This is a genomic window from Zobellia laminariae (genome assembly GCF_030553095.1).
GTDB classification, from domain to species: domain Bacteria; phylum Bacteroidota; class Bacteroidia; order Flavobacteriales; family Flavobacteriaceae; genus Zobellia; species Zobellia laminariae.
Window position 1 is genome coordinate 2430553 of the sequence record NZ_CP130738.1, and the last position, 21114, is coordinate 2451666.

At 37.0% G+C, this 21114-nt stretch carries 12 protein-coding genes and 7 pseudogenes; 4 read left to right on the top strand and 15 right to left on the bottom strand.

Translation table 11 applies throughout. The annotated features are described in order from the left end of the window. Positions 1 to 11: 11 nt before the first annotated feature. From asnS to pyrH, 4 genes and pseudogenes are all read right to left on the bottom strand, one after another. A pseudogene (asnS, locus tag Q5W13_RS11625) lies at positions 12 to 1443 on the bottom strand (asparagine--tRNA ligase). Between the two features lie 78 nt (positions 1444 to 1521). Next, a pseudogene (locus tag Q5W13_RS11630) lies at positions 1522 to 3917 on the bottom strand (efflux RND transporter permease subunit). A gap of 134 nt (positions 3918 to 4051) precedes the next feature. Then, positions 4052 to 4609, bottom strand: coding sequence for a ribosome recycling factor (frr, locus tag Q5W13_RS11635; RefSeq protein WP_304446406.1), 558 nt, complete (start codon positions 4607 to 4609; stop codon positions 4052 to 4054). A gap of 36 nt (positions 4610 to 4645) precedes the next feature. Beyond that, positions 4646 to 5353 carry a UMP kinase gene (gene pyrH, locus Q5W13_RS11640; protein WP_155594829.1) on the bottom strand — a complete coding sequence of 236 codons (708 nt, stop codon included), beginning with the start codon at positions 5351 to 5353 and terminating at the stop codon, positions 4646 to 4648. Between the two features lie 180 nt (positions 5354 to 5533). Here pyrH and Q5W13_RS11645 point away from each other — a divergent pair, with 180 nt between their 5' ends. Then, entirely contained in the window at positions 5534 to 7405 is a 1872-nt protein-coding gene (locus Q5W13_RS11645) for a M61 family metallopeptidase (RefSeq protein ID WP_304446407.1), read from the top strand. 151 nt (positions 7406 to 7556) lie between these two features. On the opposite strand, the pseudogene tsf reads toward Q5W13_RS11645, so the two are convergent. From tsf to Q5W13_RS11695, 11 genes and pseudogenes are all read right to left on the bottom strand, one after another. Next, a pseudogene (gene tsf, locus Q5W13_RS11650) lies at positions 7557 to 8521 on the bottom strand (translation elongation factor Ts). Positions 8522 to 8746: 225 nt separating this feature from the next. Continuing rightward, a pseudogene (locus Q5W13_RS25815) lies at positions 8747 to 8851 on the bottom strand (helix-hairpin-helix domain-containing protein); the annotation flags it as partial. Between the two features lie 116 nt (positions 8852 to 8967). Beyond that, positions 8968 to 9747, bottom strand: coding sequence for a 30S ribosomal protein S2 (rpsB, locus tag Q5W13_RS11655; protein ID WP_304446408.1), 780 nt, complete (start codon positions 9745 to 9747; stop codon positions 8968 to 8970). A 259-nt stretch (positions 9748 to 10006) separates the two neighbouring features. Further along, a complete protein-coding gene (gene rpsI / locus Q5W13_RS11660) occupies positions 10007 to 10393 on the bottom strand; it encodes a 30S ribosomal protein S9 (RefSeq protein WP_155594825.1) in 387 nt (128 codons plus the stop codon). Further along, the gene (rplM, locus tag Q5W13_RS11665) at positions 10393 to 10848 is read right to left on the bottom strand and encodes a 50S ribosomal protein L13 (RefSeq protein WP_162524431.1); all 456 of its coding nucleotides are present in this window, start codon (positions 10846 to 10848) and stop codon (positions 10393 to 10395) included. Before rplM ends, rpsI begins: the two co-directional genes overlap by 1 nt. A gap of 283 nt (positions 10849 to 11131) precedes the next feature. Further along, the gene (locus tag Q5W13_RS11670; protein ID WP_304446409.1) at positions 11132 to 11479 is read right to left on the bottom strand and encodes a T9SS type A sorting domain-containing protein; all 348 of its coding nucleotides are present in this window, start codon (positions 11477 to 11479) and stop codon (positions 11132 to 11134) included. A 162-nt stretch (positions 11480 to 11641) separates the two neighbouring features. Then, complete coding sequence (locus Q5W13_RS11675) at positions 11642 to 12331, bottom strand: fibronectin type III domain-containing protein (protein ID WP_304446410.1); 690 nt, start codon at positions 12329 to 12331, stop codon at positions 11642 to 11644. Beyond that, positions 12328 to 15540: a thrombospondin type 3 repeat-containing protein gene (locus tag Q5W13_RS11680; RefSeq protein WP_304446411.1), complete on the bottom strand. Its 3213-nt coding sequence runs from the start codon at positions 15538 to 15540 to the stop codon at positions 12328 to 12330. Before Q5W13_RS11680 ends, Q5W13_RS11675 begins: the two co-directional genes overlap by 4 nt. Beyond that, the gene (locus Q5W13_RS11685; protein ID WP_304446412.1) at positions 15488 to 16291 is read right to left on the bottom strand and encodes a carbohydrate binding domain-containing protein; all 804 of its coding nucleotides are present in this window, start codon (positions 16289 to 16291) and stop codon (positions 15488 to 15490) included. Before Q5W13_RS11685 ends, Q5W13_RS11680 begins: the two co-directional genes overlap by 53 nt. Before the next feature lie 115 nt (positions 16292 to 16406). Continuing rightward, positions 16407 to 19249, bottom strand: a pseudogene (gene polA, locus Q5W13_RS11690) (DNA polymerase I). Positions 19250 to 19307: 58 nt separating this feature from the next. After that, a pseudogene (locus Q5W13_RS11695) lies at positions 19308 to 20296 on the bottom strand (isoaspartyl peptidase/L-asparaginase family protein). Positions 20297 to 20360: 64 nt separating this feature from the next. Between Q5W13_RS11695 and Q5W13_RS24985 the strand changes: the two are divergent. The 3 genes and pseudogenes from Q5W13_RS24985 to Q5W13_RS24995 all read left to right on the top strand — a co-directional run bounded on the left by Q5W13_RS24985 (position 20361) and on the right by Q5W13_RS24995 (position 21084). Further along, positions 20361 to 20689 (top strand): annotated as a pseudogene (locus Q5W13_RS24985) (copper homeostasis protein CutC). A gap of 13 nt (positions 20690 to 20702) precedes the next feature. Further along, entirely contained in the window at positions 20703 to 20921 is a 219-nt protein-coding gene (locus Q5W13_RS24990) for a copper homeostasis protein CutC (RefSeq protein ID WP_368662534.1), read from the top strand. Next, positions 20911 to 21084: a hypothetical protein gene (locus Q5W13_RS24995; RefSeq protein ID WP_368662535.1), complete on the top strand. Its 174-nt coding sequence runs from the start codon at positions 20911 to 20913 to the stop codon at positions 21082 to 21084. The genes Q5W13_RS24990 and Q5W13_RS24995 overlap by 11 nt, the downstream gene beginning before the upstream one ends. Positions 21085 to 21114 lie beyond the last annotated feature (30 nt).

Sequence of the window (21114 nt, forward strand, 5' to 3'; positions counted from 1 at the left end):
ACGAATTCTAGCTAAAATTCTGCATTTTGAGGCGTTCGGGAATGGAATGACATCGCGAATATTACCCATGCCTGTAGCAAAAAGTACTAAACGTTCAAAGCCAAGTCCAAAACCACTATGAACAGCGCTACCAAACTTTCTAAGGTCTAGGTACCACCATAATTCTTCCTCGTCAATACCTAGAGCGGCCATTTTTTCTTTTAGTACGTCTAAGCGTTCTTCACGTTGTGAGCCTCCTACTATTTCCCCAATACCTGGGAAAAGAATGTCCATGGCACGAACGGTCTTTCCGTCCTCGTTAAGACGCATGTAGAATGCTTTTATCGTTGCAGGATAGTCAAACAAAATAACAGGACACTTAAAGTGTTTTTCAACTAAAAAGCGTTCGTGTTCACTTTGTAAATCCGCTCCCCATTCATTAATAAGATATTTAAATTTCTTCTTTTTATTGGGTTTGCTATTTCTTAAAATATCAATAGCTTCTGTATAGGTAACCCTTTTAAAACTGTTTTCCGAAACAAACTTGAGCTTTTCGATTAACGGCATTTCGCTTCGTTCAGCCTGAGGTTTTGTTTTCTCTTCGTCTAAAAGACGTTTTTCTAGAAATTGAAGGTCGTCTTGACAGTTTTCTAAAACATACTTAATGACGTTTTTGATAAAATCTTCTGCAAGATCCATGTTGTCATTGAGGTCAAAGAAAGCCATTTCTGGTTCTATCATCCAGAACTCAGCTAAGTGTCTAGAAGTATTACTGTTTTCCGCACGAAATGTTGGTCCAAAAGTGTATACCTTACCTAATGCCATAGCATAGGTTTCAGCTTCCAATTGGCCAGAAACGGTTAGGTTGGTTTCCTTTCCGAAAAAATCTTCTTTATAGTCAATATCTCCATCCTCAGTTAAGGGAGGGTTTTTGCTGTCTAGCGTACTTACTTTGAACATTTCTCCAGCACCTTCGGCATCAGAACCGGTAATGATAGGAGCATGGAAATAGTTGAACCCGTTTTGTTGAAAATATTGGTGAACTCCAAAAGATAATGCAGAACGTACACGCATGATTGCAGCAAATGTGTTTGTGCGTATACGTAAATGTGCTTTCTCTCTTAAAAACTCTAACGAGTGCTTTTTTGGTTGAATAGGGTATGTCTCTGGATCAGCTCCACCATGAACCGTAAGGCCGGTTACTTGGATTTCTACTTTTTGACCCTTGCCTTGGCTTTCTACCAAAGTTCCGGTTATTTTTAAAGCAGCACCTGTATTTATCTGTTTTAGAATACTCTCGTCAAATGACTCAAAATCTACAACACACTGTATGTTGTTAATAGTTGATCCATCGTTTAAAGCTATAAAACGATTGCTTCTGAATGTTTTTACCCACCCATTTATGGTTACTTCTTGTAATAAGAGGTTTTCTGAAAGTAGTTCTTTTACGCTGTAAGAGTTCATTGTAGTCACTTGAAAATTGATTGCCAAAGATAAGTTTTTGATAAAAAGAATCAATGCTTATGACTGGTTAAATCAAACTCAATTTTCACCTACTTCGTCTTCGCCTTGCGGAAGAATGTCTATTTGTGGTTTTTTCAATATTTTTTTGCTTGCAATATTCCTTTCCAAGGATAGTAATAACGATGGTAAAAGAATAAGATTAGCCAACATAGCAAACATTAATGTGGCCGAAACTAATGCGCCAAGTGCTACAGTTCCTCCAAAGTTTGAAATGATGAAAACGGAAAAACCAAAGAAAAGAACAATTGAAGTATAGAACATACTTACCCCAGTTTCACGAAGCGAAGCGTAAACAGATTTCTTAATCTGCCATTTGTTTGCAATAAGTTCTTGCCTGTATTTTGCCAAAAAGTGAATAGTATCATCTACCGAAATTCCAAAAGCAATACTAAATACCAAAATAGTAGAAGGTTTAATAGGTACGCCTACAAAGCCCATAATACCTGCAGTTATGACCAGAGGGAGCAAGTTTGGAATTAATGAAATTATAATCATTCTAAACGACCTAAAAAGATAGGCCATAAATAGCGCGATTAGGAAGATGGCAAAAGCCAATGAGAGAATCAGGTTTTTTACTAGATATTTTGTGCCTTTTAGAAATAGAAGTGCACTTCCCGTCATATATACATTGTAGCGATCCGGAGGGAATATTTTGTTTATATTTTCATTAAGCCTTTCCTCAATTTGTTCCATGCGATCCGTTTTCACGTCTTGCATAAAAGTGGTAATTCTGGCAGTCTGGCCAGTACTATCTACAAAGTTTTTAAGCAGGTTGCCATTTCCATCAGAATTTTGGGCAACTTTCATTATAAAGTTGTTTTCTTGGGCAGTGGGTAATTGATAATATTTGGGTATGCCGTTATAAAAGGCTTGCTTTGAGTACTTAACTAAGTTAACGACCGAAATAGGTTTTGAAAGCTCCGGTATATCCGTAACCACCTCGCTTAATTGGTCTAAACGTTTTAAGTTGGCAGGTTTTAAAACACCCTTGGGTTTCTTGGTGTCTACAACAATTTCAATAGGCATAATGCCATCAAATTCTTTTTCGAAAAAGCGAATATCTTTAAAGAACTGGGCGTTCTTGGGCATGTCTTCTATGGGACTTCCGGAAATTTCTATTTGGTAAATACCAATAATACTTGTGATAAGAAGAATCAAAGAAACAATATAGACTGCTATTCTGCGGTGTCTAACAATATGCTCCATTTTGTTAACAAAGGCATCTATCCAGCGTTTGTTAAGGTGTTTTAGATGTCTTGTTTTTGGAAGGGATAGAAAGCTATAGATTATAGGTATTATAAGGAGTGATAGTATGAAAATACCAATAATATTAATAGAGGCAACGATACCAAATTCCTTAAGCAACTTACTGTCCGTGATAATAAAAGTGGCAAAACCAGACGCTGTAGTCATGTTTGTCATCAGCGTAGCATTACCAATTTTAGATATTACACGTTGGAGAGAAAGTCTTTATTCCCGTGTTTTTTAACTTCTTGCTGATATTTGTTAATTAGAAATATACAGTTGGGGATACCTATAACTATAATTAGCGGTGGGATTAAAGCTGTAAGTACAGTTATCTCATATTGTAAGAGACCTAGAATACCAAAAGCCCACATTACTCCAATAATTACAACACACATGGATATAAGGGTGGCTCGGAAACTTCTAAAGAAGAAAAAGAAAATTAAAGAGGTAACTCCAAGAGCTGCCAAAATGAACTTCCCTATTTCATCTATGATATTTTGGGAGTTCATTGTCCGGATGTAAGGCATGCCGGATACCCGTACGTCCAGCCCCGTTTCCGCTTCAAAATTATCAATAAGATGGTTAAGGTCTTCTAAGATAAAATCTTTACGGACACTGGTATTGATGATGTCCCCATCCATATTTGCTATGGTCCTAACCGTCCCGGTTTCTTTATTGAACAGAAGGTTTTCATAGAAGGGTAGGTCGTTAAATAGATGATTTTTTATACTATCTATTTCTTTCTTGGTCTGTATTTCTGAACTAATGAGAGGTTCAAGAATGAATTTTTGATTTACGTTGTCCTTTTTAAGTTCTTGAAGATTATCTAAAGAGAGAACAAAATCTACTTCAGGGAAAGCGGCGAGTTGCTTACTGAATTTGTTCCATCTGTTAATATTGGTAGGCGTGAAAAGTGTAGAGTCATGAATTGCGAAGACAATGGCGTTACCTTCTTCACCAAACTGTTTTAAAAAGTCCCGATATTCTAAATTAACAGGGTGGTCATCTGGCAGTAGGTTTGCTTGAGTATTGCTGAAACGCATATTCTTCCATTGCATACCCAGAAAAACTGTGAATGCAAGAATTAAAATAAGTATCAATATGCGGTTACGGAGAATTATGCTTGCTGTTTTCTCCCAAAAACCTTGTTTAAGTTTGGCTGCCATCGTTCAATTTTTCCGAGCGCAAAGGTATATAATGATTAGGTGTGTTCCTAAAATGTGATATTTAATTAACTTATTGGTTCTAAATAAAAAAGCAGCCTACATGGCTGCTTTTTTATTTTTAGAGAAAGTCCAAACTAGATTTTCATTATCTCTGCTTCTTTAATAACTAAGAAAGCATCTATTTTCTTTATATATTTATCGGTAAGTGATTGAATATCAACTTCTGCATTTTTTTGTAAATCTTCAGAAACGTCCTCAAGGTCACGAATTTCTTTGTTGGCATCTTGACGAGCGCTACGGACACCTACTTTGGCATCTTCAGCTTCAGCTTTAGCTTGTTTTGTTAGCTGAATCCTTCTTTCCTCGGTCAACGGTGGTACGTTTATGATTACAAAATCACCATTGTTCATAGGGTTGAAGCCTAAGTTAGAATTCATGATTGCCTTTTCTATTTCATGCAACATGTTCTTTTCCCAAGGTTGTACGGAAATAGTACGACCGTCAGGGGTGTTTATATTCGCTACCTGAGATAAGGGCGTCTGGGATCCATAATATTCCACCATTACGGAAGAAAGCATGGTAGGACTTGCTTTACCAGCACGTATTTTAACAAATTGTTTTTCTAAATGCCTCATTGCAGCATCCATACTTTCCTTGGAGGAATCAAGTATAAACTGTATGTCTTCGTTCATAATTCAAATATAATATGCAAATAAAACTAAATAGGTTTAAATATTTACGACTGTGCCAATATTTTCACCTTCTATTAACTTCATTAAGTTACCTGTTTTGTTCATGTCAAAAACTACAATAGGTAGTTCGTTCTCTTGACTCAAGGTAAAAGCAGTGGTATCCATTACTTTTAGACCTTTTAAAAGTACATCTGCAAAAGAGATAGTATCAAACTTAGTTGCGTTCTTATCCTTTTCTGGGTCTGAAGTATAGATTCCATCTACACGAGTCCCTTTAAGAATAACATCGGCTTCAATTTCTATGGCGCGTAAAACGGCTGCAGAATCAGTTGTAAAATAAGGGTTTCCTGTTCCTCCTCCAAAAATAACAACTCGGCCTTTTTCTAAATGACGCATGGCACGTCTTCTAATAAAAGGTTCGGCTACTTCATTAATTTGAATTGCGGATTGCAATCTTGTTTGTACACCTTGCATTTCAAGAGCACTTTGCAGAGCAAGACCATTTATCACCGTGGCAAGCATACCCATGTGGTCTCCTTGCACGCGATCCATACCTGTAGCGGCACCTGTAAGGCCTCTAAAAATATTTCCGCCGCCTATAACTATGGCTACTTCAATACCTTTGGCTGCTACATCTTTAATTTCTTCAGCATATTCCGCTAGGCGTTTGGAGTCTATTCCGTATTGCTTTTCACCCATTAAGGCTTCACCGCTTAATTTTAAGAGAATTCTTTTATATTGCATGGCTAGTATTTCGTTGTGGCAAAAATAATCAAAAAATATTAGGGTTCGTTTTTGAAACCACAGATAAAGTTAACCTTAATTATTTCCTAATAATGATGTGGTATTCTGTTAAATTTTATAATCTTGCAACCCCCTTAAAAATTAGGGTATTACTTACAATTTAGTATTAAAATATATACAATGAGAAAAATTTCCTTACTTGCTTTTGCAGTACTACTTGCCAGTTGTGGGGCGACAAAAACTTTGATAACAGCTGATAAGGCACCAGTATTGGCTACTTTGGATTTGAAAAATGTAGTTGATGATAAGGTTTCTGTAACAGTTGATCCTGGAAGTTTTACAACGGACGAAGTTTTATTTTATATACCAAAAACTGTACCTTATGGTACATATAGTACAGATAATTACGGTCAGTATATAGAAGGATTTAAGGCTTTTGATTATGACGGAAAAGAGCTGTCTTTTTCTAAAACAGATGATAATACATGGCAAATCTCCAATGGAAAAAATCTGGATAAGGTTACTTATTTTGTAAATGATACGTATGATACGGAAGGCGAAGTGAAGGGTAAAGTTTTTTCTCCATCAGGAACCAATATAAATGCAGGAAAGACTTTTATGCTTAATTTGCATGGTTTCGTAGGGTATTTTAATATGTTAAAGGAAGTGCCCTACCAATTGTCTATTATTAGACCGGCAGATTTAATAGCTTCAACTTCGTTAACTCCTAAAAAGTTAGAAACATCAGTTGCTAATGTAGATGTTTTTACTGCGAACAGGTATTTTGATGTAATTGATAATCCAATTCTTTATGCGAAACCTAATACGGAGACTTTTGAGATAAATGGAATTACCGTATCGTTGAGTGTGTATTCGCCAACCGGAATTTATTCGGCTTTAAGTTTAAAAGACCGAATGGAAAAAATGATGGGTGCTCAGAAGACTTTTTTGGGAGACATTAATGGTACTAAAATTTATAATATTCTATTGTACCTTTCTACAATGGAGGCAGATGACGCCTCTGGTTTTGGAGCTTTGGAGCATCATACTTCTACTGTGGTTGTATTGCCTGAGGCAATGCCAAAGGAAAGATTGGAGCAGGCTATGGTAGATGTGGTTTCTCATGAATTCTTTCATATTGTTACTCCGTTGAGTGTACATTCTAAAGAGGTTCAGTATTTTGATTTTAACAATCCTAAAATGTCTCAACATTTATGGATGTATGAAGGAACAACGGAATATTTTGCCAATCTTTTTCAAATTCAACAAGGGCTTATTGATGAAGCTGAGTTTTATCAACGAATGATGGATAAGGTTAATAATGCAAAATCATATGATGACGCAATGTCCTTTACGGAGATGAGTAAAAATATCTTGGTAGAGCCTTATAAAAAGAACTATGCCAATGTCTATGAAAAAGGAGCTCTTATTAATATGGTGTTGGATATTCAGTTGCGTGAATTGAGTAATGGAGAAAAAGGAGTGCTTTGGTTAATGAAAGAACTAACAAAAAAGTATGGCAATAATACTCCTTTTGAAGATGATAAGTTGATTGATGAAATTGTATCTATGACTTACCCTGAAATACGTGGTTTTTTTGACACTTATGTTATTGGTAGTACGCCTATTAATTATAATGACTATTTGTCTAAAGTTGGTTTGAAAGCTGATTTGGTAGAACAGGAAACAGGTTATTTCTTAAATGGGGAAGATCCTTTTATAGATGTTGATCAAGGTGATGAAAGCATTGTCTTTGTTCGAAAAGGAATTAAGCTTAATAGTTTCTTTAAAGATTTGGGAGCTGTAGGTGGTGATATTATAAAAAGTATTAATGATGAGCCTGTAACATTAGAATCTATACGACCTATTATTGGTAAGAGTTTTGGTTGGTCTCCGGATACTGATATTAAGATGACCGTTAAGCGAGGTGATGAAGAGATTGAGCTAGAAGGGAAAGTAGGTAGCCCAACTTTAAAAGTAGAGACTATAGCTGCAGATAAAAATGCCAGTGCCGAAGCAATAAAACTGAGAGAAGTCTGGATGAAAGGGTAGTGGAGAAAAGAAAATTGAAAGTAAAAAAAACCGTCATATTTTAGTATGACGGTTTTTTAGTGGAAATATTCAAAAGAGTATACGTAATAAAAAAGAAAACCGCACTAACATTAAGCTAGTGCGGTTTTTCCTGAATTAGTTTGTTGTAGGATTACCCTACTGTTACACGCTTAAAGCCTGTAACAGAAACATCTCCGTAAGATGCAACGTATTTTGCAACGTTAATTTTCTCGTCTTTGATGAAATTTTGGTCCAATAAACATTGTTCTTGATCCAAAGTGGTGTTATCAGAAACAAATCTTTCTATTTTCTGGGAACAATTTTATCCCAGATTTGCTCTGGCTTGCCTTCAGCTTTCAATTGTGCTTTCGCATCTTCTTGAGCTTGAGCCATAACTTCATCAGTTAATTGAGCCATTGAAATGTATTTAGGAACGTTCTTAAGCGTTTTTCCTAAACGACCAAGTTCTTCGTTGTCCTTTTCAATAACAGCAATTCTAGCTTCTGTTTCAGCAGCAATGAACGCAGGGTCAAAATCTTTGTAAGACAAAGTTTTTGCGCCCATTGAAGCTACTTGCATAGAAACATCTTTAGCAAGAACTTCAGCAGAATCCACTCTAGATGATAGACCAACTAAAGCAGCAATCTTGTTAATGTGAACATAAGTTCCAACATAAGGAGCTTCTAATTTTTCGAAAGCGGTGATTTCTAATTTCTCACCAATAACTCCTGTTTGCTCAATTAATTTTTCAGCAACAGTCATTCCTCCAAAATCAGATTCTAAAAGAGCTTCTTTAGAATCACAGTTCAAAGCTATATCAGCAATTTGATTTGCTAATGCTAAGAAGTTTTCGTTTTTTCCAACAAAATCAGTTTCACAACCTAATACGATTGCAACACCAGCTGTTTGGTCTGCATTCAATTTAGAAACTGCAGCACCTTCAGATGAATCTCTGTCGGCTCTTTTTGCAGCTACTTTCTGTCCTTTTTTACGAAGAACTTCAATTGCTTTGTCAAAATCTCCTTCAGCTTCAACTAAGGCATTTTTGCAGTCCATCATTCCTGCGCCAGTAGCTTGTCTTAATTTGTTTACTTCTGCGGCTGTAATTTTTGCCATCTTGTGTCCTATTTTTCAATTTGCTCTAAGATAGAGTGAATTCTCATCTCTATCTTAAAACAAATGTTATGTTATTATTTTATTTACTATAAGGTAGAATAGAAATTACTCTACACCTCCTTTAGTATTGTCTTGCCATACTTTAAGCTCATCCCATTTACCATCGGCAGCCATTTTAGCTTGCTTTGGCCATGAAGTTGGATCAAGGTGTGCCATTCTAGAACTTGCCTCAGTAAGGATTTCTTTAATTTTTTCTGGATCACCTTCAGCTAATTTAGCGTAAGAGTCAAAACCAGCGTTAACTAATGCTTCAGCAGCTTTTGGGCCAATACCTTCTACTTTAGTAAGATCAACAGGTGCGCTATCTTTAGCAACTGCTTCTTTAGTAGCTTCAACGTTTACTGTAGGTTCAGGTGTTTTAGCAACAACTGGCGCAGCTTTAGTATCTACTGCTTCAGGAGTAGGTTTAGCAGCAGCTTTTTCTTTTTCTCAGCTTTAGGCTCATCAGAACCTTCTTTACCTGATTGTTTTTCAGATTTACGCTCAGCAAGACCATCTGCAATTGCATTGGTAACTTCTGTCATGATAATATCGATTGATTTTGAAGCATCATCGTTAGATGGAATCAAATAATCAACATCTCTTGGGTCAGAGTTGGTATCTACCATTGCGAAAATTGGAATGTTCAATTTCTGAGCTTCCTTAACAGCAATGTGCTCACGCATAGTATCAACAATAAACAAAGCGCCATAAGGTAAACGTGTCATTTCAGAAATAGAACCTAAGTTTTTCTCTAATTTAGCACGAAGACGATCAACTTGTAGGCGTTCTTTTTTAGACAAAGTCATGAACGTACCGTCTTTTTTCATACGGTCAATAGTTGCCATTTTCTTTACCGCTTTACGAATGGTAACGAAGTTGGTCAACATGCCATAAGGCCATCTTTCTGTGATGTAAGGCATGTTTACGTTTGCTACTTTTTCAGCAACAATATCTTTTGCTTGTTTTTTCGTAGCTACGAAAAGAATTTTTCTCCCAGATGCAGCAATTTTTTGAAGGGCCTCGTTAGCCTCGTCTAATTTTGCAACTGTTTTGTAAAGATTGATAACGTGAATACCGTTACGCTCCATGTAGATGTAGGGCGCCATGTTAGGGTTCCACTTTCGTGTAAGGTGACCAAAATGTACACCTGCTTCCAATAATTGTTTTACTTCGACTTTCGCCATTTGAATTTAGTTTACGTTCTTATGAATTGGCAATGCCTAAGTGGTATTCCTTTAAAAAAGGAAAGCCTCAAGCATTTAGATGCTAAACTATCGGTGCCTTTAAACATGAGATGTTCTCAGGTCTCCCGAATAACTATTCTCTAAAAGAAAATAGTTTTTAATTTATCCGCTTAAAGCGAACTTTCAATGAACTTTGATTAAAAAATATAAAAAATGATACCCACCAAAGGGCGGGTATCGATATAATCGTATTGTAATATTAACGTTTAGAGAACTGGAATTTCTTACGAGCTTTCTTCTGTCCGAATTTCTTACGTTCTACCATTCTAGGGTCACGAGTTAATAAACCTTCTGGTTTAAGAACTAGTCTGTGCTCCTCGTCAATCTCACACATAACTCTAGAAAGAGCTAAGCGTATAGCTTCTGCTTGACCAGTAATACCACCACCGTATACGTTTACGCTTACGTCGTAAGCTTCTTCGTTTTCGGTAAGAGCAAAAGGTTGTTTAACCTTGTACTGAAGAGTAGCCGTTGGGAAATAATCGTTAAGATCTCTCTGGTTTACGGTAATGTTTCCTTTTCCTTCTGAAACATACACACGAGCAACCGCTGTTTTTCTTCTGCCGATTTTATGAATGATCTCCATTACTTAAATTCTTTTAAATTGATAACCTGTGGTTTTTGTGCTTCGTGATCATGAGCAGTTCCTACAAAAACTTTAAGGTTTCTGAAAAGTTCAGCACCTAATCTGTTTTTTGGAAGCATACCTTTAACCGCTTTTTCTACGATTTGCTCAGGTTTCTTAGCCAAAAGCTCTTTCACAGAAGTTGCACGTTGGCCACCAGGGTAACCTGTGTAACGCAAATAGGTCTTGTCGTCCCATTTGTTTCCGGTCAAATTGATTTTCTCAGCATTGATAACAATCACATTATCACCACAATCAACATGAGGGGTGAAATTTGGCTTATGTTTTCCTCTAAGCATTTTGGCAACTTTAGAAGCCATGCGGCCTAAAGTCTCTCCTTCTGCATCAACTAATAGCCATTGCTTATCAACGGTTGCTTTATTGGCAGAAACGGTCTTATAACTTAATGTATCCACTACGGTTACTTTTTAATTAAACACTTCAATCCCGTTAAACGGGCTGCAAATGTACACTAATTCTATTGAAAAACAAGTGGTGTTTCACTATTATTTTTAGTTAAAAACGCTCTTGTTCAATTTCTTGGGCGAATTTAGATAAAAACTAAGACTTAGAACGATTGTTTCTCGAGAATTGAAAAATTATTGAAGGGACTAGGAGGGAGGATTGGTATTTCAAATCCAATTTGGATTATACCTTATTATATATGATACATCAAAAAGCTAAAAGTAAAATTACACTTTATTGTTTGTAGAATTTGGTATGAACTTTTTGTTCATTGGAATGGATAGTAATGATATACACTCCAGAATCTAGCGAAGATATTGGGATGCTAATTGCGTTTCTACGAATCTCCCAAGAATGGGAAAGCACTGTATTACCGTAAATATCCATGATAGATATATCTGCTTTGGCCGTATTTTTTAAGCCTAGAAGATTTACCACATTACTAGCAGGGTTAGGGAATACCTTTACTTTTTTTTCTGAAGATACAGTTGTATTGTGACCAATACTACGTTCCGTACCATCCTGTGCTTGGCTGTTATAGACGAAAAAAAGAATGATAAAAAGTGATATTAATGTTTTCATTTCAAATTTACTATACCTAATTCCGTTTCGAATAGGAGTATAAAAGTAAAGATGTAAAGCTCTTTCAACGAAAAAATGTTGTGAAAGGACGGGTTTTGTATGTTAATCGATAAAATCTTCGCTAGAAGACTGCTTAATTTTATGAAGCTTGGTTATAAAACATCAATTTTCAAAAGTGAATTGTGTTTTGCTAGTTGATGAATTACCTTGAGTATCTTGGGTAATAACCACTATATAGTAGGTGGTACCATACTCTATTGGGTGATTTGAAACGCTAGTTAATTTTGTTTGAGAAAGCAATAGCTCTGGGGTTGCTGTTGTGCCCCAGTAAATGTCATAACTAACTATGTCATTATCTAAATCTGTACTGGGCCAATCTATTTTAACTGTGCCGTCAGTATTGTCGGTTATACTTATTTCGGCAGGAAATGGCGCAAAATTGTCTTCCGCGATTCCTTCCGAATAGAAGCTCCAGGCCGTGCTTTTTTCTTCTTGATCCTCTAACACCGCAGTAACACTCCAAGAGAATTGTGTGTCTTTGGGTAGTGTAACAGATTTTGACTCCGTATTTGAGGTTGTAGAAATCACTTTTCCTGTATTTTGATTTGTTATATCTAATTTATAAGAAGAGGCACTGGTTGATTTTGACCATAGAAACTCTATGGCTAATTCATCGTTTATCTGGTCTTCTCCTTCTGTACAAATTAGGTTGTTGTCGGGAAACACCAGATTAAAGGCGCCAAGTTCTGTTTCAGGAATTGCAGGTAAAACTTGATCAATTAAATCTTCTTTATTCCCTTTGCATGCAGCAAGCAAAAATAGGCAACACGTAAACTTTAGTAGGTTTTTCATTTTCTTACAATTTTAGTTTGAACGTCTTGGCTATCTGAAAGAATGCGTACTATATAAGTGCCAATGGGCAAGTTAGCTAGTGATACAGTAACGGAAGAGTTATTGATTTTTTGTTCAATTTTTTTGAGCATTTTTCCGTTAAAGGTATAGATTGTAATAGTAGCTTTTTCAGTATTTTCAACACCTGTAATTGTTGCACTGTCAGTAGTTGGATTTGGAAAAGTCCGAACTGTATTTAGGAGAACGTTTTCAACATATTTCCCTTGACATTCTTTGTCGGTTGTTGTTACTATAGTATTTAAGCCATCATCTAGTTTAAACGATAATTCTTGGTTTCCCGTATTTCCGAAGGTATAATTAAACTCTTTTTGATTAACCTTAAGGGAATAGTTTTTGCTTCCTGAGACTACTAGTTTACCTGTTTTTTTGCCATTATCTATATTGATTTTGCCAGATTTAAAATCTTCTGGGGTTTCAACTTGGACCGTGTAACATCTTTCGAAAGTTGGAAATTCGGGTATGGTAACACAAACATTGTAGGAGTCAGCAGGTAAGTCAGAACGAACCAGCCCAGTTGATCTACTGATATTGTCAAAGGTGTTATCCAGTAGACTGGCAGTTATCTGAACTGTATATAAATAATCTTCGTCAAAACTTACTGAAATTTCACCATTTTCAGAATTTTGACAAGTTATACTGGAAACTTTTACCTGAATACTTTCATTAGGTATATTAGGTTCAGAAGGTGATGTCAAGGTACAACCATTTGTATCTACAGTTTCTCCTGTTGTCGTGTTAGGGCATTGGTCATTATCGTCTGTGACACCGTCGTCATCCGCATCATTGTTTACGTCTACCGGACAACCGTTCGCATCTACTGTAATATTTGTAGGCGTGTCGGGACAATTGTCAAGGTTGTTGGTCACTCCGTCATTATCATCATCTAATTGACTTTCAGAACATCCATTTGCATTTACTGTTTCTCCTGTTGGTGTGTTAGGACAATTATCATTTGCATCTGTAACATCATCATTATCTGCATCATTATTAACCACTACCGGACAACCGTTCGCATCTGCTATAATATTCGCAGGCGTGTCGGGACAATTGTCAAGGTCGTTGGTCACTCCGTCATTATCATCATCTAATTGACTTTCGGAACATCCATTTGCATTTACTGTTTCTCCTGTTGGTGTGTTCGGGCATAAATCATTAGCATCTAAGACACCATCATTATCGGTGTCTGCCAATGCCTCTCCAAGTACTCGCATATTGTCAACCTGAATAATTCCTGTAATTGTAGTGTTTGACCTAAAAAGAAGTTTAAAAATATGCTCTTCGTCAACATCGTTGGTGTCAAACTGGAACGATACTGTATGCCAAGTATTATCACTTACAAAACTAAAATACTCTTGGGCTATCCGAATTCCAAAAGAGTTTCCATCTTTTGTAACCTGAAGCTCTGCACTAACATTGTCTCCTCTTTTTATTTTATAATCAAAACTATATGCATATGACGTGGTTGTTGCCAATTGTATAGGAGTGGTATTTTGTAGTTCTGTTTTAAATTGTAAAGAATTGTCTAAATCAAGTTCCAAAGAATAGTCGCCATCTGTAGCTTCGGTATTTCTAATAATATTATTAAAATTGGTTATTGTCCATTTATCTGGAGTTATAGGTGAGCCTGACCAATTTTCAAAACTAAAATTTTGTAAATAATTGACCTGACCTGTATTATTTACAATGGTACATCCATTTGTGTCTACCGTTTCACCTGTTGGAGTGTTAGGGCAGTTATCATTTGCATCTTCTACGCCATCGTTATCTGCATCATTGTTTGTTACTACGGGACAACCGTTCGCATCTACCGTGGTATTTGCAGGTGTGTTGGCGCAATTGTCAAGGTTGTTAGTTACTCCATCATTATCATCATCCAGCTGACTTTCGGAACATCCATTTGCATTTACTGTTTCATCTGTTGGGGTGTTAGGGCATTGGTCATTATCATCTGTAACACCGTCATCATCTGCGTCATTATTAACCACTATACGACAACCATTAGCATCTACTGCAGTATTCGCAGGTGTATTTGCGCAATTGTCCAGGTCGTTAGTTACTCCATCATTGTCGTCATCTAATTGGCTTTGAGAGCACCCATTTGCGTTTACTGTTTCTCCTGTTGGGGTGTTAGGGCATTGGTCATTATCATCTGTAACACCGTCATCATCTGCATCATTATTAACCACTATCGGACAACCGTTCGCATCTACCGTGGTATTTGCAGGTGTGTTGGCGCAATTGTCTAGGTTGTTAGTTACTCCATCATTATCATCATCCAGCTGACTTTCTGAGCACCCATTTGCATTTACTGTTTCTCCTGTTGGTGTGTTTGGGCAATTATCAGAGTTGTCGGTTATTCCGTCATTGTCATCATCGGATTGAGAAGAGGAACACCCGTTTGTATCTACTGTTTCTCCGATCGGTGTGTTTGCACAGTTGTCATTGTTATTGGTTACTCCGTCATTGTCATCATCTAATTGACTTTGCGAACACCCTCTAGAACTAACAGTTCGACCTGTTGGTGTATTTGGACAATCATCATTTATGTTTGTTACACCATCATTGTCTGTGTCATCATTCTTAATAAGTCGAATTCCATTTCTTGATAATGTTAAATCTGTTGCTATTGAATTTGTTATTTCACAGTCGTAAATTTGACCATCCGCATCAGATGTAGCGATGTTATTTATGGTATAAGTGGAGCTATTTGCGCCAGCTATATCTATATTGTTTCTTTGCCATTGGTAAGAATTGTTAGCGCTGGAAGTTTCTGTCACTGATAACGTAACACTTTCTCCAGCATCGACATTCACAGGGATATCAAGTTCTGTGTCAATTTTACGCTGGTTGTCATAAATGATAATACTTGGATTGGCACTATTTTGAAGAGTATTTTGTAAATCTTCAAATATAAAAGCATTATTGCGAATAGAAATTGTTGTTAGGGTTGTAGAATTAAACACAGGAACTTCACCGGATAAACTATTAGTACTTAAGTCTAAAGTTGTTAGGGAGGGTAAATTTACTAGTCCTTCGGGAATACTTCCGGTAAAACCTTCAAAAGACCTTTCTCCACCGGCTCTAAAAGATTCCAGTTTACTGAGGTTTTGAGCTTTCTGGAATATTTCCCGTAATCTTATTATTATCAAAAGTTATTCTTGTAGCCTCTGTTAAATCACCGATTTCATTTGGAATTGGACCTTGAAGATTATTGGCCCTAAGGTTAAGCCAAAGAACTCTGCCAGAACTAAGTGTAACACCATGCCAATTGTCAATGTTTTCATCGTTTAAATCCCAAGTGGTATCCCAATTGGCTCCATCTGTAGAATTATATATTGCGATTAAAGCTTCCCTGTCAGGATTAGTTGCTTCGCCCAGTAATTTGAGATTATCTAATATTATCTCTGCTCCAACACCATTTGCTGTAAGCTCTATATCTACAGAATGTTCTGTTGCAAAAGAAGTTGTGAAGTCAAAAGTGAGCGTATGCCAAGCACCATCCTCTGGTGGGTTTTGTGACTCTGTTTTTACTTGAATACCTCCATCCCGTAAAATGTAAGCGGTAATGCCTTGTACCGTTGCTGTGCTCGTTACCTTATAATCTACAGAAAATGTATAGGTAGTATTTGCTAAAAGCTCAATATTGTTAGTGCCTATAGTCTCAAGAATTGCTTTGTAGGGGCCGAAACTTTCTGTTAAAGGAATTTTAATAGCAAAACCGCCATCATTTGCATCAGTAGTTTTGGAAAAGCTTGGAGCAGTTAATATATCCCAATTAGATGGTTTCTCTGGAGAACCAGACCAATTTTCTAAACTGCCATTTTCAAATAGATTAGTTTGTGAAAAAGAAAAAACTGACCAAAAAAATACTATTAGAAGCGCGAGGGAACTTTTGATCATGGGGTTGAGATATGTTAAAGAAAAACTAACGTAAGATAAACCCTAATATTCTGGTAACCACAATTTTTTCGACGAAACACCCTTTGTAATTATCGTATCTTCCTCAAAATTAGGCTCAATGCGCCTCTAGCCAATCTTGCCCAATACCAACTTCAACATCTAAGGGCACAGATAATTTATAGGCGTTCTCCATTTCGGATTTTATGACATCCTTTAATTCCTCTAATTCTGGTTTGAAAATATCAAATACCAATTCATCATGTACTTGTAAAAGCATTTTGGATTTGTAGTTGCCTTCGTCAAGTTTTTTATGGATGTTAATCATTGCTATCTTAATAATGTCAGCAGCACTACCTTGAATAGGGGCGTTTACGGCATTACGTTCCGCAGCACCACGAACTATGGCATTACTTCCGTTAATATCTTTTAAATAACGTCTTCTGCCTAGAACAGTTTGGACATATCCATTATCACGAGCAAAATTTATTTGATCGCTCATATAGCTCCGAAGCTTTGGATAGGTTTTGTAATACGTCTCAATTAATTCTTTGGCTTCCGAGCGAGATAAGTCAGTTTGATTGCTCAATCCGAATGCTGAAACTCCATAAATGATTCCGAAGTTTACCGTTTTGGCATTACTTCTTTGTTCGCGAGTTACCTCTTCAATAGGCACATTAAATACTTTTGAAGCAGTAGAAGAATGAATATCTTCTCCATTCTTGAAAGCTTCAATCATGGTAGTCTCTTCACTCAATGCAGCAATAATACGTAATTCAATTTGAGAATAATCCGCAGCTAATAAAATGTAGTTTTCATCGCGAGGGACAAAGGCTTTACGAACTTGGCGACCTCTTTCGGTACGGATAGGAATATTTTGTAGGTTTGGATTGTTACTACTCAAACGGCCGGTAGCGGCAACGGTTTGCATATAATCTGTATGTACTCTTCCAGTTGTTGGTTCTACTTGTTCTGGTAATGCATCTACGTAGGTGCTTTTTAGCTTAGCTAGCCCACGATAATCCAATACATTTTTAATGATTTCATGGTCTTTTGCTAAATAAGAAAGCACATCTTCAGCTGTAGAAAACTGACCTGTTTTGGTCTTTTTGGGCTTGTCTACCAATTTCATTTTGCTGAAGAGAATTTCGCCTAGTTGCTTTGGTGATGCTATATTAAACTCTTCACCAGCTGCTTCATAGATTTTATCTTCCAGATTTTTAATATCATTGTTAAGGTCTTCGGAAAGGGAATTCAAGAATTTCTCATCTAGATTGATGCCTTCTAGTTCCATGTCCGCTAGAACATGTAGCAATGGAATTTCAATATCTTTAAAAAGAATGTCAGTCTTTGCCTCTGCAAGTTCTGGTCTAAAATGTTCCGCTAATTGAAAAGTGATGTCGGCATCTTCTACTGCATATTCCGTTTGCTTTTCCAAAGGGATATCACGCATGTTCAATTGGTTCTTTCCTTTTTTTCCAATAAGTTCGGTTATTGAAATAGGGGTGTAGTTTAAATATGTTTCTGAAAGTACATCCATATTATGGCGCATATCAGGGTTGATAAGGTAGTGTGCTAACATGGTATCAAAGAACATGCCTTTTACCTTAATAGCATACTTATCTAAAACCTTGATGTCATATTTAAGGTTCTGGCCTATTTTCTCAATGTTTTCTGCCTCAAAGAAAGGGCGTAAAATTTCTATAAGTTCTTGGGCCTCTTTCTTGTCTTCTGGAAATGGAATGTAATATCCTTTTGTTGCCTCCCAAGAAAAAGCAATACCTACAAGTTGGGCCTCCAACGGATTTAACGAAGTGGTTTCCGTATCAAAACAAACAGAAGTCTGTTTCATTAGATTTTGAACAAATAGTTTCATGGCCATACTATAAGGCGCCACACTTTGGTAAACGTGAGATATGTCTTTAATCGTTTTTCTGCTAGAGCTGTCTGTTATTGTAGCAGCACTTGCGCCATCGCCTCCAAAAAGAGAGAATTGTCCGCTGCCGGCAGATGATGATGTTGATGCTTCTTTTTTTGCCGTATCAGTACTTGCGACTTGTGTTTGAGGTTCTACTTCTCCTGAAAATATTTTAATGAACTGATCTTTTAACCGTCTAAATTCAAGTTCTTCAAAAATAACTTGTACTTTTTCGCTGTCGGGAACAGACATTTCGTAATCTTCTGCATTGAAGGTAACATCACATTCAATACAAATGGTAGCAAGCTTTTTAGAAAGAAGACCGAGTTCCTTATTATCTTCAACTTTTTCTTTCATTTTGCCTTTCAGCTTATCGGTATTCGCTAAAAGACCTTCCATAGAGCCAAATTGCTCAATAAATTTCTTAGCGGTTTTGTCACCAACTCCAGTAATCCAGGTATGTTGTCACTAGCATCACCCATCATGCCCAAGTAATCAATTACTTGTTCGGGGCGCTCTACGCCAAAACGTTTCTGTATTTCTGGAATACCCCATATTTCTATGCCATTACCCATTCTTGCAGGGCGATACATAAATATGTTCTCCGAAACCAACTGACCAAAATCTTTGTCAGGAGTAACCATAAAAACTTTGTAATCTTCTTTTTCGGCCTGTTTTGCCAACGTACCTATAATGTCATCTGCTTCCCAACCTTCCAGAACGACTGATGGAATATGCATTGCCTTAAGTATATCTTGTATATAAGGTATCGCAATTTTTATAGCATCAGGAGTCTCATTTCGGTTTGCCTTGTACTCTGGAAATAATTCGGTACGCTCGGCGCTTCCTCCTTTATCGAAACATACGGCCAAATGGTCTGGTTTTTCACGTTTAATAACATCAAAAAGTGAATTCATAAAACCCATAATGGCGGAAGTGTCCATGCCCTTAGAATTTATTCTTGGGTTTTTTATGAGGGCATAATAACCACGAAAAATAAGTGCGTAGGCGTCTAGTAAGAAAAGTCGTTTTTGTTCTGGCATGCTATAGTTTTTCAAAAGGTTCCAAAGCTAGTTAAGTTTTTGAATTCTTTTTAGTGTTTTAAGATTTGATATAACTTTTAGAAGGATTATTTACGTGTCCTTCTTTAGAATACGACCGAAAAGTAAATCCATGTGAATGCAATAGCTTCCCGTTTCTCCTTTTTTATTGATGGCTATAAACCCTATTTGAAAATCATTTCGACCTTTATTTTTTGCCATAATTCGTTCTACGCCTTCTTTACAGGCTTCTTGAGGTGATTTTCCTTGTCGCATTAATTCAACAATGAGAAAACTACCCACTGTGCGGACCACTTCTTCACCTACACCAGTTGCCGTAGCGCCGCCAACTTCATTATCAACAAAAAGCCCAGCGCCAATTATTGGGGAGTCGCCTACACGGCCAGCCATTTTATAGCCCATTCCACTCGTGGTACAAGCGCCAGAAATATCACCGTTAGCATCAATAGCAAGCATACCTATAGTATCATGATTTTCAATATTTATTATGGGTTTGTATTGAGAGGTCTTTTTCCATTCAATCCATTCTTGTTTTGATTTCTCGGTAAGGAGGTTGGTTTTCTTGAACCCCATTTCATAAGCAAATTGTTCAGCCCCTTTTCCGGCAAGCATAACATGCGGGGTTTCTTCCATGACCTTCCGGGCAACTAAAATAGGATTGGCTATATTTTGCATGGCCAGCACGGCGCCACAATTGCCATCTTTATCCATAATACAGGAATCCAAAGTAACATTGCCATCGCGATCAGGTCTACCACCAATACCAACGGTTTGGTTGTCCACATCATTCTCTTCTACCATGACACCTTCAGTTACGGCATCTAATGAAGAGCCGCCTTCTTTTAATACGTCCCATGCTTTTGAAGAGGCGTTAAAAAAGTCCCAAGTGCATATGACTATAGGTTTTATAGGTGTTACTTCATTCGTTAATGAGGCGGGAGATGTATTGTTTTGGGCAGCCAATAAAGGAGCTGAAATTAGACCGGCCGTTGCGGCAGTCGAATTTTTTAAGAACTTTCTTCTTTGCATGGTCTTGAGATTTCTATTTTAGGCGTAGTTTTAAAATGCCACTTGGGCATTAAATATAAGTAAAATGCTAGTAGAAGTCTGTGCCAATTCCTTGCAATCTGCATTAAATGCCCAAAAGGCTGGTGCCCACCGTATAGAGCTTTGCTCTGAACTTGCCGTGGGTGGAATTACGCCATCATATGGTTTATTAAAAAGCGTTCGTGAGCGAATTTCTATTCCGGTTCATGTATTGATTCGTCCAGGAGTGGTGATTTTTCATATACTACGGATGAATTTGAAGTCATGAAAGAGAACATTGCTATTTGCGCCAAACTTGGTTTTGAAGGTATTGTTTCAGGTGTTTTAAAAGCTGATTTTTCAGTAGATACTGATCGAACCATGGGAACTGATTGAAGCTTCAGGAAGTTTGAAGTTTACTTTTCACCGAGCATTTGATTGGGTGGAAGATCCTTTTGAAGCTTTGTCACAATTAGAAGCATTAAATGTTGATTATATATTAACCTCAGGCCAGCAGAAATCCGCTCCTGAAGGATTAGGTCTTTTGAAAAGTCTTCATGAGAAAGCTTCAACTTGTTCTATAATGCCTTGGGGGAGGGGTGCGGCCAGTAAATGTTATGGATTTTAAAAGCGGAGGTTTTAACGCTGTTCATCTATCGGGAGCAAAATTTTTAAGAACCTTGCCCTATACTGACAAGGTTTCCATGAATTCCCCTTCATTTTTACGAGATGTGGAAATTGCCGTAACTGACTCAGGAACAATCATAGATATAGTAAATAGGGTTAAATAAAATCTAATTGGGGCGATCCTAAAGCTAGAT